The sequence below is a fragment of the Pseudomonas sp. Leaf434 genome (genome assembly GCF_001425545.1).
Classification (GTDB): domain Bacteria; phylum Pseudomonadota; class Gammaproteobacteria; order Pseudomonadales; family Pseudomonadaceae; genus Aquipseudomonas; species Aquipseudomonas siliginis.
Genome location: NZ_LMQZ01000009.1, coordinates 509,234 through 525,145, shown reverse-complemented (window position 1 = coordinate 525,145; position 15,912 = coordinate 509,234). Strand labels below are relative to the sequence as shown.

The window sequence follows — 15,912 nt, the reverse complement described above, 5'->3', positions numbered from 1 at the left end:
TCCCACAGGGTTCGAGTGCGACCGGAAGATATTGGTCAGCTGGGAAACTGCTTTCGCGAGCAGGCTCGCTCCCACAGAAAGCAGGATCAAGATCAGAAGATCGCAGCCTTCAGCAGCTCCTACATTTGGATTGCGCTGGGCTTTGGTTAGCTGAGCACGACCACGCCACCGGGCAGTTCGGTGCATTTGACGCCGTAGGCGTCGCGGATCAGCAAGGCGACGCCGGCGAGTTGGTCGAGGTTGAAGCGGGCCTGGACGCGGCGTTGGCCGAGTTCGCGGTTGAGCAGCAGGAGCATGCCGGGGCGGTAGCGGTTGATTTCGTCGATCATCTGGCTAAGGGTCGCGCCGTTGAACACCAGCACTTGTTGGCGCCAGTTCATCACGGCGGCGGTGTCGACGGTTTGCACGTTGCCGATTTGCCGTGTGTCGTAGGTGATTTGCTGGCCGGCTTCGAGGCGCAGGTTGCGGCCTTCGAGGGCGACGTCGACCGCGCCGTCGAGGCAGGTCACGCAGACTTGCTGGTCGGTGTTGCGCAGGTTGAAGCGGGCCTGAATGGCGCGTAACCACCCTGCCCCGGCCTGCATCGCCAGCGGCAGGCGTGCGGTTTGCACTTCGACTTCGCCGCTGACCAGTTCAAAGCCCTGCACGCCGTTTTCGACGCTGCGCTGGTTGATGCGGGTCTGGGTGTTGAGTTCGAGGCTGACGCCTTGCGCCGGTTCAACCCGGCGTTGCTGGCCGACTTCAGTGATGTAGTCAGCGCCCAGCCCTTCAAAGCCACCGGGAATCGTGCCGCGCACCAGCAGGAATGCGGCGGATGCGGCAATCGCGCCGCCGAGAAATGCCCGTCGGCCTAAGCTGCGTCGGCCCTGCAACGCTTCGGCGGCCGGTTGCAGGTGATGCCATAGCCGCTTGGCTTCTTCGAAGGCCCGGGCATGTTCGCCACTCTGCGCGCACCATTCGCGCAGAGCGCGGGCGTCGGCGACAGTGGCGCGGCCCGAGGTCAGCAGAATCAGCCAGTCGCGGGCTTCGCTGTGCAGCAACTCGGTGGCCGAAGGCTCGGCGGGTTTCAGTCGAAAGATGTTCAAACGCGCAAATTCTCAACGGATTAATCGGGTCACTATTCGCTAGACGGTTTTCCGGCCCCGCGACCGAACCGCTGAAACACTTTTCTTTCCAGTTTCGCTGCGCAGAAGCCCAACGCGGCTTTGATTTCCTTCTCGACCATGCGCGTGGAAATGCCGAAACGCTGGGAGATTTCCAGGTGCGGCGCCTCTTCCAGCCGCGCGGCGATGAAGATCCGCCGACGTCGTGCCGGCAGTTCGTACAAGGCGCTGAGCAGGGCCTGCATCTCCTTTTGCCCACCGACCACCCGCGCCGGGTCGAGGGCTTCGTCGCCCAGTTGCAGAAGTTCCTCGACTTCGGTGCCGGTGAGCAGGCGCGCATCGGCCTGACGGCGGTCGGCGGCGATGTTCAGGGCCATGCGATACAGATAGGCGTTGGGTTTGAGCAGGTTCGGCGGGGTCTCCATGCGATCGACCCGCAGCCAGGTTTCGTGCAGCACGTCATTGGCCAGGTCCTCGGAGCCGAGGCGGCGGCGCAGGCGCACGCGAAAATCCTCGTAGGAGCTGAGGAACAGCTGGCCCATCGTGCTTTGTCCGGCGTCTTTCATCCCCCGGAAACTCCTTCCCATCTCGTGCATTCCATGCGTTTCCCTGACGACTCCGGTAACAACAGCAACGTGACCGGCTGGCGCAAGGCGCTGGGCGTCGGCCGATCGATTGTGAGGTTGCGAAAACTTTCCACCAGCGCGTTATCGCGCCGTACATCGCCGGTCGAAGTGACCAACCGGTTGTGCTGCACCACGCCGTCGCGCCCGACCCACACCTGCAACACCGCGCGATAACTGCCCGGCCGTGTCAGCGGCGAGCGGCACAGCTTGCGCTCGATCGCCGCTTGCACCGCCGTCGCATAACTGCGGTTGACCGCGACAGCGGCCGGCGTGGGTTTGTCCGTCGGCATCGGCAGATCTTCCACCTGCGCCGCTTGTAGAGTGAACGCGTCGGCGCGGGCGTAGCGCGCCATCAACCCGGTGCCGCCGAGCAAATGACGCAAGGCGTCGGCGGCGGTGAATTCGCCATCCACGGCGAGGGAGCGACGGCCCCTGCTCAACTGGCTGTCGACCAGCACCGCAACGCCTGTGGCGCGGCTGTATTGATCCAACGCCCGAGCGAGTTCCTGCGCCGGGATGTGCAAGGTCATGCGCATGTCTGCCGCTGCCGGATCAGCACTGGCCGCGATGGCCAGCAGACCGAGCAGCCACCCCAGACCCGCGCGGCGCACAAGCGTCGCCGAGCGCTGAAGACTGATCCGCGAACTGCCTCGCTGCACGACTGGCGCACCCCTGAAAATCGCTATCCTGCGGGGCATTTATGACTCTGGTATGACGGGCGGTGCAAAAAAACCATCACGGGTTTTGCGCCGCGCTTGCACTAGACTCAAAGCCAGAGCGGCCCATTCGGGCGGGCCAGGAGGCGGACATGAAAACGCGGTGGATGTGGGTCTTGCTGATGACGGTGGGCGCGGCGCAGGCGGAAGAGCCGCTGGGCTGTGTCGAGGTCACGGTCGGCGGTTACAAGGCGCCGAATTACGATTGCCTGAGCCAGCAGATGGGCAACAATCCCGACGGCGCGGCGGCGGCGCAGAAGAACATGGAAGCGTTGAATGTGCCGGTGCACAAGCGCGCGCCGAATCAGGTCGGACTGGCGACCCCGGCTGCGACCAGTACGCGGATGGGGAATACGTTTGGCACCTCGGTGAAACCGCAGCGGCCGGCGAATTGAATCGCACTGTGGGTGCTGAGGGATTTAGCACCTGTGGTGAGGGGATTCATCCCCGTTGGGTTGCGCAGCAGCCCCGAAGTCGCCTGACTCTGATCTGTCAGATAAACCGATTTCACCGTTTTGGCGTCTGCTGCGCAGCCGAACGGGGATAAATCCCCTCGCCACAGGGATGGGTGCTTTCAGTCACTCGGGGTCTGACGGAAGCTGACAGCCAAACGATTCCAGCTGTTGATGTTGCTGACCGCAACCGTCAAGTCCACCAGTTCACCTTCATCAAATTGCTCGCGCGCTTGCTGGTAGACGTCATCCGGCACGTGGCTTTCGGCCAACAGCGTCACCGCCTCGGCCCAGGCCAGCGCCGCCCGTTCGCGAGGGTTGAAGAAGTTGCTGTCGCGCCACACCGCGATCGCGTAAAGGCGCCGATCGCTCTCCCCGGCCCGCCGCGCGTCCACCGAATGCATGTCAGTGCAGAAGGCGCAGCCGTTGAGTTGCGAAGCGCGGATCCGGATCAATTGCAGAAGCGGCGCTTCGATGCTCAGGTTGCTGGTCAGCGCCTCCATGGCAAGCATCGCTTTCATCGCCTTGGGCGAAGCGTTGTAGTAATCCAGACGCAGGGACATGGCGCGGCTCTCGGCAGGCGGAATGATGAGTTCACGGTAAGGGCTGTGAGGGCTGTGTTACAGCCCCAATTCCATGAATTCCGGCTACACCAATGAACCTCGGCCAAACGCAATACCTGTGGGAGCGAGCCTGCTCGCGAAAGCGGTTTCCCAGACAAATATTCATCCACTGCACCACCGCCATCGCTGGCAAGCCAGCTCCCACAAGGTTTAACTTCGTTCACAAGATTTGTGCACGCCGCAAAAACTGTGGGAGCTGGCTTGCCAGCGATAGCGGAGTGTCAGACAACGAATCTGTTCAATGACAGACCGCTTTCGCGAGCAGGCTCGCTCCCACAGGGACTTGCGCCAATTTGCGGTATTTACTCCACGCAACTACTGCCATAAGCCCAACAACGCTAATCTGACCGACACTTCACTCAACACCCGGGAGCCTCGTCGGTATGGAACTTCATGTCGTGATCAACGGCCGCAAGGATCTTGCCGGTCAGTTGTATCAGCAGCTGCGCGCGGCGATTGAATCCGGGCGGTTGGCGGCGGGTACGCAGTTACCGCCGAGCCGCTTGCTGGCCGAGCAATTGGGCATTTCGCGCAAGACCATTTCCGACACTTATGCGCAGCTGACCTACGAAAACTTCCTCACCGGCGTGATCGGCAAAGGCACCTACGTCAACGCCCGCCCGGCACAGGTGCAGCGCAAGCAGAGCCACACCGAGCTGGCCAGTGCCGAGGTGATCGAGAGCTGGCGCAATCTGCCGGTGCTCCTCCGTCACCCGACGCTGCAAGGTTCGCTGCGCTACGACTTCATCGGCGGCGCCACCAGCAAAGGCCAGTTCCCCCACGACGACTGGCGCCGCTGCGTCGCCCACGCGATGCGGCAGATGGCGCAGTCGAAAGGTTTCTACAGCGTCGCCGAAGGCTTGCCGGCGCTGCGCAATGCGATCGCTCGGCACATCGCGTTTTCCCGTGGCATCAACTGTCAGGACGAGGACATCGTCGTATGCAACGGCGCGCAGCAGGCGCTGGACCTGATTGCCCGCGTATTGACCCGTCCCGGCAGTCTGGTGGCCATGGAAGACCCCGGCTATCCGCCCGCGCGCTTGTTGTTCGGCACGCATGGCGCGGAGGTGGTCGGGGTGCCGGTGGATGCCGAGGGCATTCAGGTCGAGCACATTCCCGATGGCACCCGGCTCATCTATGTGACGCCATCGCATCAGTTTCCGCTGGGCATGGCGATGAGTCAGGCGCGCCGCGAGGCCCTGCTCGCCCGTGCCCACGAGCTCGGCGCGATCATCATTGAGGACGACTACGACAGCGAATTCCGCTACGAGGGCCGGCCCACCGATTCGCTGTACAACCTCGATCAGCGCGGCATCGTCGCCTACGTCGGCACCTTCTCGAAAACCCTGTTGCCGGAGTTACGCCTGGGCTACGCGATCCTGCCGCCGTCGATCATCGAAGCGGTGATTCGCGCCAAGCAGTTGACCGATCTGCACGCCTCGACCCTGCCGCAATGGGCGCTGGCCAAGTTCATCGCTGAGGGATGCCTGCTCAAGCACATCCGTCGCTGCCACACGATCTACGCGCAACGTCGCGAGCGGATTCTGGCGCGGATGGCCACCGACCTTGCGCCATGGCTGCAAGCCGTGCCGGCCAGTGCCGGGTTTCACATGGCGGTGTTCTGCAAGGTGCCTATCGATCTGCCGTTGGTCATCGAGCTGGCAAAAAAGGTTGAGGTCGGCCTGTATGCGATCAATGGTTTCTACTACCAGCAGCCGGCGAAAGAAGGCCTTTACTTCGGTTTCGGCGCCATCGAAACCCTCGACATCGACATTGCCCTCGATCGCCTGCGCGACATCCTCGAACAGCTGTCATGAGCCGTTGGTATAAGGCTTTTACCGCCGATTGGTTATTGGTGATTCATGGCGGCAGGCCTATTCTGCACAGGCGTTATCCCTCAGTGAGCAGGATTCGTCCGGCCTGATTCAGGAGTGTGAGCAATGTCCAACGAAGTGATCAACACGGTTGAGGTGAAGGCTGTTGCGGGCCGCTCGGAAGAGCTTGGCAAGCAATTGCAGAAGATCGTCGACACCCTGCGCGAAACTCCGGGCTGCGATTCCTACCTGGTCGACCGCTGCCCCGAGGACAGCCACCGCTGGACGGTCAGCGCGCGCTGGCAGTCGGAAGCGGCGATGCAGGCGCATTTCAACCGGCCCGAGGCACAGGGGTTTATCGACCTGATCGATAGCCGCCTGGCCAATAGCGTCGATTTCAACAGCTTCCCTATCGTCTAAAAGCAAGATCAAAAGATCGCAGCCTTCGGCAGCTCCTACTCTGGAATGCGTTCCCCTGTAGGAGCTGCCGAAGGCTGCGATCTTTGCTTTTGAACCAGAATTGGTCACCTGATCTTCGCGAATATTGGCCGTTTGAACCGGCCACATTGCGGCCTACTGTGAGCACACCCCCACCATCACAGGTAACCCGCCATGAAAGCCCTGCACCTCGTCGCTGCCGCCCTCGCCTTCACCCTCTCCGCTTCGGCAATGGCCCACGACCCATCCGAAAAAATCACCGTCCTGCAGGACCAACTGCTGAAAAACGCCCCCGGCAAGAAAGCCATGATGATCGAAGTCGACTACCAGCCCGGGCAATCCTCGATCGCCCATAAGCACGAAGGCACGGCGATGGCTTACGTGCTCGACGGCGAAGTGATTTCCCAAGTCAAAGGCGAACAGGCGATCACTTACAAAAAGGGCCAGTACTGGTACGAGCCGGCCGGCTCCGAGCATCTGGTGTCGAAAAACGCGAGCTCAACCAAGCCTGCCAAGTTGCTGGTGTTCATGGTGATGGCCCCGAACGAGCAGGTGCTGATCCCGCTGGAAAACTGATGGCTGCCTGATCACATTTGGAATGCGATCAACCGTGGGAGCGAGCCTGCTCGCGAAGGCGCCAGACCAGACACCACAAAATCCCTCAGACATTAAATCCCCGGCAAGACAGGCCATTCCGTCTTCCAAATCCACAATCATCCGCCGCTGTCCACTGTCAGGTCTGACAGTGGACAGCGCGACCGAAAGCTCCCCAAATACCAGCACTGCGTTGATTTGCCGGTCCCTATCGACTGATCGCTTTACGCAAAAACAGCGTATTCGAGGAGCAGACCATGACTGAAGTAAAAGACACCGTTGTGCATAATCTGGACCCCACTTTCGGCCCCGATAAAAATGGCCTCACCTGGTTTAAATATCCCGATCAGGAAAACGGATTCGCCAACGCAGTTGCCGTCGCGGCGGACGGCAAGCTGCTGATCGCCGCAAGTCCGGGCAACAAGTTCGCCATTGTGCGATTGAAGCCTGATGGCACACAGGACACTTCGTTTGCCCGGGATGGCGTGGCCAGCGGGGTTTTCGCTCCGGGCTATAAATCCACGGGTGGCAGCATCAGCATCCTCAAGAACGGAAATCTGTTGCTTCAGGGTGCCTTTTATCTACACGAATACGCACAGCCACAACGCTGCCTGGCAATGTTTCGCAATGACGGAACGCCCGAGACCGCATTTGGCGTCAACGGCGTAGTCTTCGTTGATCCGATTCCGTCGCCCGCCCTCACGTCGTCCGACATCGAAATTGGGCAAAAACGCACTACGGCATCCGATTACAGTGGCCATGCCATTGAACTGGACGACGGAAAACTGATGGTGTTGAGCAACCATCGATATTCCCCCAATGACCAATGCGGTCTTTTGATCAGACTGCAAAGCAACGGGGCTCTGGACACTGCGTTTGGCCAGGGAAAGGGTTACGTCGTGATTCGATACCTGGCCAACTTCACGTGGGCTGGCTCACTGATCCGGCTCCAGGACGGCAAATTCGCCATCGCAGGCAGCGTCTCAAGCAATGTCGGCTACCGCGCAATGATCGCCCTCTTCGACGCCGCAGGTAAACCTGTCAGCAGCTTTGCCGATAACGGTTTTGCCCTGTTCGGCCGCCTGGACAAGCTCAGTCAGATCAACCAACTGGTCGAAATGCCTGGCGGCAACATCCTTGGCATAGGTAGCGCCCGCTCCATTGATTTCGTTAACAGGGGCCTCCTGGTATGCGTCGACAGGCATGGGAAATACGCCATCGATTTCAATGAAGGGAGGCCAGTCCTGACGTCCTATCCAAAAGCCCTTTTGGGCATCCAATGGACTGCTGGCACGCTGAGGGACGGACACATCGTTGTGCTTTCCAGCACCCACGGCGAACAAGACTCGGAAATCGTCATTGCCCAGTTCAAATCGGACGGCTATCCAGATCGCGATTTTGCCGACGACGGTGTGCTGGTCATCAATCTGACCGGCGTGCTCGACATGGCGGGAGGTCTTGCCATTCAGGACAATCAGATTGTCGTAGCCGGAACATCCCTGCCCCGTACGGACGGCGTCGGTAGCTTCGCCTTTCGCTGCGCCGATACGTTCTGAATGACAGACAAGAAAAAGCCCCGCCTCTTTCGAGAGCGGGGCTTCTTCATTCAGCCACTACTTACGCCAGTTCAAGCTCGGCATTCGCAGTGATCGCAGGCACGATTGCTTGCCCGCTCAACGCCAGATCCAGCAGTTCACGGTTGGCCACCGCGTACATGGCGTAGTCCGTACCGCTCGCAGCACGGATTTCCACCAACATGGCGCGCCAGCGTTCGATCATGCTTTCGTGCTGGGCCATCCACAGCGCCAGGCGTGCTTCCACGTCCTGCGAGCCGTCGCCCTGTTGCAGGACGGAGATGGTGATCGCCCGTTGCTGCCAGTCGACGTCATCACGGAACGCTTCACGGGCCAGAGCCTGCCAGTTGTTTTCAACCGGCAGAGCGCTGATCTGTTGCAGGTACCAGGTGATGTCCAGTGCAGAGCCGACGGCGAAGTAAGCCTTGGCCACTTCGGCCGGGTTCTGCCCGGTGACGTCTGCGGCTTCGATGATCGGCAGCAGCGTGTACAGGTGCGAAGTACCCGCCACCATACGCGCCAGCAATTCCGGCACACCGGCTTCGACGTACGCCTGATAGCGCGACTGCCAGTTCTCGCGGATTTCGCCGCTGAGCAGTTCGTCGAGTTTCAGGCCCAGTTCTTTCAGGTGCGGACCGAAATGCGCGACGTCACGGGCAGCGTTCTGCTCGTTGCGGCGGGCACGCAGGAACCAGCGCGTGGCGCGACGGCCCAGACGCATCAGCTCGTCCATCAGCTCCAGCTGCACGTCAGCGGAAACCTGGTAGTCCAGCGCTTCGATCTGACGGAACCAGTGCGGGAGGTGGAAGATGTCGCGCACGATCACGTAAGCGCCAGCCACGTTCGCCGGGCTCATGCCGGTCGACTCTTTGAGTCGCTGCACGAAAGTGATGCCCATGTGGTTGACCAGATCGTTGGCGATCTGGGTGCTGACGATCTCGCGCTTCAGACGGTGGCGACGCATGGCTTCGGAGAACTTGCTGACCAGGGTCGGCGGGAACGCCGTTTCCATGTCGCGGGTCAGGTAGTCGTCGTCCGGCACCAGCGAGCCCAGCAGCTGCTCTTTGAGGTCGATCTTGCTGTAGGAAATCAGCACCGACAGCTCAGGACGGGTCAGGCCGTGGCCCTCAGCGACGCGCTCGGTCAGTTGCTCTTCGGTCGGCAGGAATTCGATGGCACGGTCCAGCTTGCCACGGCCTTCCAGATCGCTCATCAGACGCTTGTACTCAGCGATGCGCGCGTAGGCACGGCGCGCCGCCAGGGACAGGGCCTGAGTCTGCTTGTAGTTGTTGCCCAGCACCAGATTGCCGACTTCGTCGGTCATGCTCGCGAGCAACTGGTTGCGTTGCTTGTCGGTCATGTCACCGGCCTGAACCACTTCGTTCAGCAGGATCTTGATGTTCACTTCGTGGTCGGAGCAGTCCACGCCACCGGCGTTGTCGATGAAGTCGGTGTTGGAACCGCCGCCATTCAAGCCGAATTCCACGCGACCCAGTTGGGTCATGCCGAGGTTACCGCCCTCGCCCACGACTTTGCAGCGCAACTCGTTACCGTTGACGCGCAGTGCATCGTTGGCCTTGTCGCCGACATCGGCGTGGCTTTCGGTGCTGGCCTTGACGTAGGTGCCGATACCGCCGTTCCACAACAGATCCACCGGCGCCTTGAGCAAGGCATTGAGCAGTTCGGTCGGGGTCAGCTTGTCAGCCTGGATGTCGAAGCGTTCTTTCATCTGCGGCGATATCGCGATGCTCTTCGCGCTGCGCGAGAAGATACCGCCACCTTCGGACATGATGCTGGTGTCGTAGTCGGTCCAGGCCGAACGCGGCAGGTCGAACAGACGCTGACGCTCGACGAAACTGGTCGCCGGGTTCGGATTCGGGTCGATGAAGATGTGCATGTGGTTGAACGCAGCGACCAGTTGCAGCTTGTCGGACATCAACAGGCCGTTACCGAACACGTCGCCGGCCATGTCGCCGACGCCAACCACGGTGATGCTGTCTTCCTGAACATTGATGCCGCGCTCGCGGAAGTGGCGCTGTACGCCGACCCACGCGCCCTTGGCGGTGATGCCCATTTTCTTGTGGTCGTAACCGGCCGAACCACCGGAGGCAAACGCGTCACCCAGCCAGAAGCCGTAGTCGATGGCGATGCCGTTGGCGATGTCGGAGAAGGTCGCAGTGCCCTTGTCCGCCGCGACCACCAGGTACGGGTCATCGTCGTCATGACGCACGACATTGACCGGCGGCACCAGGGCGCCGTCCTTCAGGTTGTCGGTGATGTCCAACAGACCGGAAATGAAGATGCGGTAGCAGGCGATGCCCTCCGCCGCGATCTCGTCACGGCTGCCGCCCAGTGGCAGACGACGCGGCAGGAAGCCGCCCTTCGCACCCACCGGCACGATGACCGAGTTTTTCACTTGCTGGGCTTTTACCAGGCCGAGCACTTCGGTACGGAAGTCTTCTTCACGGTCGGACCAGCGCAGGCCACCACGAGCAACGTTGCCGAAGCGCAGGTGCACGCCTTCGACGCGTGGCGAGTAAACGAAGATTTCAAACTTCGGCACTGGCTTTGGCAGCTCAGGGATCGCATGCGGGTTGAACTTGAAGCTGAAGTACGACTTGTTCTGGCCGTTGGCATCCGTCTGATAGAAGTTGGTGCGCAGGGTGGCTTTGATCAGGTCGAGGTAACGACGCAGGATGCGGTCTTCGTTGAGCACCTGAACATCGTCCAGTGCAGTCAGAATCGCTTGTTCCAGACGCAGTTGCTTGTCTTCCAGATCGTCGCTGCCGAGCTTGCGCGCCAGGTAGAAACGGGTCTTGAACAACCGGGTCAGTTCGCGAGCGATGTCGGTGTGGTTGTTCAAAGTGCTGGCGATGTAACCCAGATCGAAGCCCAGACGAATCTGCTTCAGGTAGCGGGCGTAGGCACGCAGCAGCGCCACGTCGCGCCATGGCAGACCGGCGGTCAGCACCAGACGGTTGAACGCATCGTTCTCGGCATCGCCGCGCACGATGTGGACGAACGCGTCCTGCAGGGTGTCGTTGAGTTGCTGGATGTCGAGGTCGAGACCTTCAGCGGCGGTGAATGCGAAATCGTGAATCCAGAATTCGCGGCCGTTGGTGTGGCGCAGGCGATACGGGAATTCACCCAGTACGCGCAGGCCGAGGTTTTCCAGAATCGGCAGGACGTCGGACAGCGCCAGCGGCGTGTCGGCGTGATACAGCTTGCAATGCAGCTCGCGCTGGCCGGAGACCTGACCGAGCGGCTGATAGAAGCTCATCACCAGCGGATTTTTTTCGTTGAGGCTCAGCAGGTGCTGCATGTCGACCACGGCCGAATGCGCAGCAAAACGCTCGCGGTAGCCGGCCGGGAAGCCTTTCGGGAAGTCGGCCAGCACGTTGGTGCCGTGGGCTTCGCCGAAGCTCTCGACGGTCAGTGCGGCGTAATCGTCCTGCCAGCTGCGGCAGGCCTGAACCACTTCTTTTTCCAGCAGCAGCGGGTCGATGTCGAGACGGTTCTTCGGATCGACGCGCAGGATCAGCTGCACACGGGCCAGCACGGATTCCGAGAAGAAGGTCCAGAATTCGCAATCGGACGCCTTCAGGCGCTCCATCAGCACTTGCTGGATCTTCTGGCGCACTTCAGTGGAATAAATGTCGCGCGGCACGTAGGCCAGGCAGTAGCAGAAGCGACCGTACGGGTCTTTGCGCAGGAACACGCGGATCTTGTTGCGTTCCTGGATCTGCACGATCGACATCACGGTGGTGAACAGTTCGTCGACCGGGGTCTGGAACAGGTCGTCACGCGGTAGCACTTCGAGGACCTGTGCCAGTTCCTTGCCCAGGTGAGCCTTGGACTGGAAGCCGGAGCGGCGCTCGATTTCTTCGACCTTGCGGCGGATGAACGGGATGACCCGCACGCTCTCGCCGTACACCGACGAGGTGTACAGGCCCATGAAGCGGTGTTCCTTGATGACTTTGCCGTCGGCGTCGATTTCACGGATCGACACGTAATCCGGGTAAGCCGGACGGTGCACACGGCTCGGGTGCGCAGCCTTGGCGAACGACAGCAGGGTCGGTTCGCGCAGATAGGACACGGCGTAGTCTTCGATGCGCAGGTCTTCGTAGGTCAGGCCGGTGCGCAGCAGTTTCGTCAGGCCGAGGAAGGAGTTCCGGTCGTACTCGATGTGGCCGCCATCGGCTTGATCGGTAACCACGAACTCTTCGTAGCCGAGGAAGGTGAAGTGGTTGCCCACCAGCCATTCCAGGAAGCTCTTGATTTCGTTCTTTTCGTCGGCATCGACCGGATAGGCGCTGTTGTCGAGCTGGGTGAGGATGTCCTGCACCTTGGCTTTCATCGGCTCGAAATCAGCGACGGCGACGCGCACTTCACCGAGCACCTGCTCAAGCTCTTTGCTCAGCACGTTCAGTTCGGCCGCGTTGGCGCAACGGTCGATTTCCAGGTACATCAGCGATTCGTGCAGCACGCCTTCGCCGGTGCTGCCCTTTGGCAGGACTTCCAGCAATTCGCCCTTGCTGCCACGACGGACGCTGAGCACGGTGGTCTGCAGGGTATGAATGCTGTAGCCGCGACGGTTCAGCTCGGTACGCACCGAGTCGACCAGAAATGGCAGGTCGTGGTGCAGCACTTCGACCGCGGTGTGGGTCGACTGCCAGCCGTGACGTTCGTAATCGGGGTTGTAGACACGCACTTGCGGTTGCGCGTGATCGAAGCGCTCAAGCAGGCGCCACGCAGAGAGAGTACAGCCAGCGAGGTCGGAGAGGCGACGTTGAGTCAGCTCGTCCAGGGAAATGATGCCGAAGAATTGTTCAGCGAACAGCGCCACTTGTGGCAGTGCCTGTTCACTGATGTGCTGCGCCAGTGCCGCTTGCAGTTGGTGCTGGAAGTCGGCTTTGCTGGCTGCGGTGAAGAACGCCATCTGTGGTACTCCGCTTAAGCTTGTTATTGATGGAAAGCGTCGCGTGCAACACCCCTTTCGGGGCTGGTGTCGCCCTGTTCCTGATTCTCGGGCAGAGGAAACAGGGAGACAGGTGGGTGAAGCTGGACGGGACACTCAGGTCACATTCACCTTCCATGAATGAGCATCTGCAAAAGCGACTGCCAGCACTGCCGACAATGCCTTTACGGGTGCTCATCCGTTGCGCAGCTTAATGGGTGCGACAATGTGTCTGCTTGCGGTGCTGCGACATATTCGGTCATTGGCACGTAAATGCAGGGTTTGGCCTGCATCAACACTAGCAGGCGTGAGCTGAAATGCAGGCTCGATACCCCGGTTTCACGGGACTTTCGTGCCAGGACAATCCTTGGGAACGTTACATATCCGGAAACGAAAACGCCCAAGGCCCTGTTATCGACCCTGAGCGTGGCATCCGGTTCAGCGCTGGCGGTTGACGCGGATCAGTCCGGCAGTTCCTCAAAGGCTCTGAATTTGCTCACCGTGGCGCAGTCGTAGCACATCGTCTGCAGGATCTGCTTGTCCATGCTGGCGTCAATGTTGCTCGAATCGCATTCGCGGCAGAACAGGCGCAGATTGCCCAGCAAGTCGCTGTCGAACGCTACGGCGCTGAAGAATTGCGGAACCAGTTCGTCGCGCCAGTACATGCCCGGCGACTTTGAGAATCCGGCGCCGCTGTCCTTCAGCACTACGTCGTAAAGCAGTCGCTGCAAGGCTGTCTGCGGCACCCGCGCATCACGATGGCCGTTCTTGCGCCAGTTACGGACGAGCGCGTCCTGCGCCGTGCCCAGCATGTTGCGCGGAATGGTGTTGGAGGCGTGACTGCGCCCTTTGGAATTGCCGGTGGCATAAAAGTGCGCGGCGTTTCGTACCGCCAAGCGGGCGAAGTAATACAACTGACTCACCGAGAAGTCCTGCAACAACTGCCCGACCACCTCATCGGCACGGGCTTCGGCCGTGAAGGCGAAATCCACCTCACTGGCCAGCACACGAATGTATTGAAGCGACTCTTCGCGGGCGAGACTGAAGACCAGCGAATAGATTTCGCTCTTCCAGGCAGCCTTTACGCTGCCCGACAATTCCTGATACAGCGCCAGATACAGACTCTCTCGGTTACTGCGCGCCGCGCCATCCAGCGTGACGTTGGGCAGCCAGCGCACGGCGCTGTACTCGCGAATACTGCAACCCTCGCTGCGATCGAAGGCGTTGATATCGGATTCGGTGGAAACCGCCAGCACCCCGGCTTCGTGCAGGTCTTTGAGCAACTCTTCCCGCGCCTCGAAGGTCAGGGCGAGCAGCTCCTCTCGGGATGGCGCGTTCAACGGCGCAATCCATTCAACGTTTGCGCCGTAGCCATCATCGAGCAAGGCAAGCAACGTCAACTTCTGCACAAAGCCCAGATTGGCGTAAGGCACTGCAGGGAGTTGCGCGCCATATCTGGCCTGCAACTCCAGACGGTCCCGCGCTGCCCGGGCGGCCAGTTGCTGCTGGCGAACCTTGAAACATTCTGTGCAGTTGCACGCTGCGTGGCGGCCATTGGCGCCGGGGACACTGTGCTGGTGCTCACAGCGGACGCATTTGAATGCACTGCGCAACGAAAGCGGAGTTCCCCTGGCGTAGCGGCGCATCCACATCGGCAGTTCACAGTAAGGACAGGTGAGGTCTGTGCTGACGATCGGTGGCAGAACTTTTAGCAGACTGCGCACCGTGGAAGGAATCTGGAATTGCGCCATCAGCTGCGAAGTTTTCTCACCTTCCAGATAGCGCTTGTAGATCTCCTCGATCTGTTCGTCAGACAGGTGGCGAATTTCTTCGGCGCGTTCGAAATATTGAGTCATGGCAAAGGTCCTTTTTCGGGGTTTTGGTAACGCACTCCGTTGCGCAAGAGCGGCGAAACTAACGGCAAAACGGTGGCGATCACAAGCGAAAAATCGCAATTTCGGGTGGATTTTGCGCATCCGGTAATTGCCTTACGCTGGCGTCGGATTTTCCCTTCTCGCTACTCGGAACCGGGCGACGGAAATTTCCTGCTTTGCGACTTTTTGCCGATGCAGGCAGCGCGAACGAGCAGAGACTGGCAAAATCGCGCCTTCGAACAGATTCACCGCCGCCACTGCCCAGGATTTCACCCATGCAAATGACCACCGCCCTACTGATCGTCAACCCGTGCGACGACGAAGAAGACAACATGGCCATGCTCTGCTGCCACAGCGACAAGGGTGAGATGTTCCTGATGAGCCGTTATCCGGATGAGGATGAGCTGGAGATCACCCTGGATGGCGAGCCGTCGACGCTTGACGGCGTGAAGGTCACGCTGACGTCGGAACTGCTGAAGATCGAGATTGCTGCGGCGGATGCCGATGCGTTGAATGGGGATGATGTGCTGGAGATCGCTTTCAACCCGGATATGGTGGATATGGAAGAGGTTGTTGAGACCTTGAAGAATATTCTCGATGGGACAGGAACTTTTGTAATTAATCTGGAATAACCAGGTCGGCTCGCATGACAAGATAAATGACGACGGCATTTGATCGCCCCTTATGCCATCGTCATTAATTCCACGCTGATCGATACCTCTACAAGCTCTAAACACCTGAAAACCATAATTCGCGCTAATTTTCCGCATAGAACGCCGCTGTGTTTAACAGCACGAAGCTCGATCCTACTACTCCTCAAGAAGTGCCCTACGCAATCATCGGAAGCCGTCTGATTGCGGGCCCACCCCTCCCTTGTTATTACTCGTTGCGCTTGCAAAAAAACATGCAAGCTCGGCGCACAAAAAAGTGCCGACAACGTGATATTCAATGGAGTCATATGTAATGGGTAGAAAACGTTCTGAAATAAACACCTTCGAGGATTTGCCTTATGGCTCGGGCCACTTTGAAGGTTTCCTGGCGACGGAACTGGACTTCTTCGCCTCACTGACCCGCTGACTCGGCCTCCCGATCAGCCAATCCTGAAAATGCCGAAAGTCGATCTTTCGGCATTCAAGCCTAC

The 15,912-nt window shown here is 60.0% G+C and carries 13 protein-coding genes; 6 read left to right on the top strand and 7 right to left on the bottom strand.

Annotation, left to right across the window (positions count from 1 at the left end):
• Positions 1-146: 146 nt before the first annotated feature.
• The 3 genes from ASG55_RS19775 to ASG55_RS19765 are packed head-to-tail and all read right to left on the bottom strand — an operon-like array spanning position 147 to position 2,388.
• Complete coding sequence (locus tag ASG55_RS19775) at positions 147-1,085, bottom strand: FecR family protein (RefSeq protein WP_056789490.1); 939 nt, start codon at positions 1,083-1,085, stop codon at positions 147-149.
• A 32-nt stretch (positions 1,086-1,117) separates the two neighbouring features.
• Positions 1,118-1,669 (bottom strand): RNA polymerase sigma factor, encoded by a 552-nt coding sequence (locus ASG55_RS19770; RefSeq protein WP_041480103.1) that lies wholly within the window; start codon positions 1,667-1,669, stop codon positions 1,118-1,120.
• A complete protein-coding gene (locus tag ASG55_RS19765) occupies positions 1,666-2,388 on the bottom strand; it encodes a secretin and TonB N-terminal domain-containing protein (RefSeq protein ID WP_056789488.1) in 723 nt (240 codons plus the stop codon). Before ASG55_RS19765 ends, ASG55_RS19770 begins: the two co-directional genes overlap by 4 nt.
• Before the next feature lie 149 nt (positions 2,389-2,537).
• Here ASG55_RS19765 and ASG55_RS19760 point away from each other — a divergent pair, with 149 nt between their 5' ends.
• Positions 2,538-2,840, top strand: coding sequence for a hypothetical protein (locus ASG55_RS19760; RefSeq protein ID WP_041480100.1), 303 nt, complete (start codon positions 2,538-2,540; stop codon positions 2,838-2,840).
• 179 nt (positions 2,841-3,019) lie between these two features.
• Here the strand turns inward: ASG55_RS19760 and ASG55_RS19755 are convergent, their stop codons facing one another.
• Complete coding sequence (locus tag ASG55_RS19755) at positions 3,020-3,460, bottom strand: carboxymuconolactone decarboxylase family protein (protein ID WP_056789485.1); 441 nt, start codon at positions 3,458-3,460, stop codon at positions 3,020-3,022.
• A gap of 443 nt (positions 3,461-3,903) precedes the next feature.
• On the opposite strand from ASG55_RS19755, the gene pdxR reads away from it, so the two are divergent.
• The 4 genes from pdxR to ASG55_RS19735 all read left to right on the top strand — a co-directional run bounded on the left by pdxR (position 3,904) and on the right by ASG55_RS19735 (position 7,922).
• Positions 3,904-5,337 carry a MocR-like pyridoxine biosynthesis transcription factor PdxR gene (pdxR, locus tag ASG55_RS19750; RefSeq protein ID WP_056789483.1) on the top strand — a complete coding sequence of 478 codons (1,434 nt, stop codon included), beginning with the start codon at positions 3,904-3,906 and terminating at the stop codon, positions 5,335-5,337.
• A gap of 123 nt (positions 5,338-5,460) precedes the next feature.
• Entirely contained in the window at positions 5,461-5,754 is a 294-nt protein-coding gene (locus ASG55_RS19745) for a putative quinol monooxygenase (RefSeq protein WP_016774982.1), read from the top strand.
• A gap of 192 nt (positions 5,755-5,946) precedes the next feature.
• On the top strand, positions 5,947-6,348 hold the full coding sequence (locus ASG55_RS19740; RefSeq protein WP_056789480.1) for a cupin domain-containing protein: 402 nt from the start codon (positions 5,947-5,949) through the stop codon (positions 6,346-6,348).
• Positions 6,349-6,623: 275 nt separating this feature from the next.
• A complete protein-coding gene (locus tag ASG55_RS19735; protein ID WP_056789477.1) occupies positions 6,624-7,922 on the top strand; it encodes a hypothetical protein in 1,299 nt (432 codons plus the stop codon).
• A gap of 61 nt (positions 7,923-7,983) precedes the next feature.
• Here the strand turns inward: ASG55_RS19735 and ASG55_RS19730 are convergent, their stop codons facing one another.
• From ASG55_RS19730 to ASG55_RS26885, 3 genes are all read right to left on the bottom strand, one after another.
• Entirely contained in the window at positions 7,984-12,879 is a 4,896-nt protein-coding gene (locus ASG55_RS19730) for an NAD-glutamate dehydrogenase (RefSeq protein WP_056789474.1), read from the bottom strand.
• A gap of 479 nt (positions 12,880-13,358) precedes the next feature.
• Positions 13,359-14,753: a hypothetical protein gene (locus ASG55_RS19725; RefSeq protein WP_056789471.1), complete on the bottom strand. Its 1,395-nt coding sequence runs from the start codon at positions 14,751-14,753 to the stop codon at positions 13,359-13,361.
• A 79-nt stretch (positions 14,754-14,832) separates the two neighbouring features.
• Positions 14,833-15,048 carry a hypothetical protein gene (locus ASG55_RS26885; protein ID WP_156388204.1) on the bottom strand — a complete coding sequence of 72 codons (216 nt, stop codon included), beginning with the start codon at positions 15,046-15,048 and terminating at the stop codon, positions 14,833-14,835.
• Between ASG55_RS26885 and ASG55_RS19720 the strand changes: the two genes are divergently transcribed.
• Positions 15,047-15,403, top strand: coding sequence for a hypothetical protein (locus tag ASG55_RS19720; protein WP_056789468.1), 357 nt, complete (start codon positions 15,047-15,049; stop codon positions 15,401-15,403). The two genes, ASG55_RS26885 and ASG55_RS19720, sit on opposite strands and share 2 nt — an antisense overlap.
• Positions 15,404-15,912: the final 509 nt, after the last annotated feature.

What these genes read in the sequence shown, in the direction of transcription:
- ASG55_RS19770 (WP_041480103.1), bottom strand. Translation starts at nt 1,669, where the DNA reads ATGAAAGACGCCGGACAAAGCACGATGGGCCAGCTGTTCCTCAGCTCC.
- ASG55_RS19760 (WP_041480100.1), top strand. Translation starts at nt 2,538, where the DNA reads ATGAAAACGCGGTGGATGTGGGTCTTGCTGATGACGGTGGGCGCGGCG.
- ASG55_RS19755 (WP_056789485.1), bottom strand. Translation starts at nt 3,460, where the DNA reads ATGTCCCTGCGTCTGGATTACTACAACGCTTCGCCCAAGGCGATGAAA.
- pdxR (WP_056789483.1), top strand. Translation starts at nt 3,904, where the DNA reads ATGGAACTTCATGTCGTGATCAACGGCCGCAAGGATCTTGCCGGTCAG.
- ASG55_RS19745 (WP_016774982.1), top strand. Translation starts at nt 5,461, where the DNA reads ATGTCCAACGAAGTGATCAACACGGTTGAGGTGAAGGCTGTTGCGGGC.
- ASG55_RS19740 (WP_056789480.1), top strand. Translation starts at nt 5,947, where the DNA reads ATGAAAGCCCTGCACCTCGTCGCTGCCGCCCTCGCCTTCACCCTCTCC.
- ASG55_RS19735 (WP_056789477.1), top strand. Translation starts at nt 6,624, where the DNA reads ATGACTGAAGTAAAAGACACCGTTGTGCATAATCTGGACCCCACTTTC.
- ASG55_RS19730 (WP_056789474.1), bottom strand. Translation starts at nt 12,879, where the DNA reads ATGGCGTTCTTCACCGCAGCCAGCAAAGCCGACTTCCAGCACCAACTG.
- ASG55_RS19725 (WP_056789471.1), bottom strand. Translation starts at nt 14,753, where the DNA reads ATGACTCAATATTTCGAACGCGCCGAAGAAATTCGCCACCTGTCTGAC.
- ASG55_RS19720 (WP_056789468.1), top strand. Translation starts at nt 15,047, where the DNA reads ATGCAAATGACCACCGCCCTACTGATCGTCAACCCGTGCGACGACGAA.
- ASG55_RS26885 (WP_156388204.1), bottom strand. Translation starts at nt 15,048, where the DNA reads ATGGGTGAAATCCTGGGCAGTGGCGGCGGTGAATCTGTTCGAAGGCGC.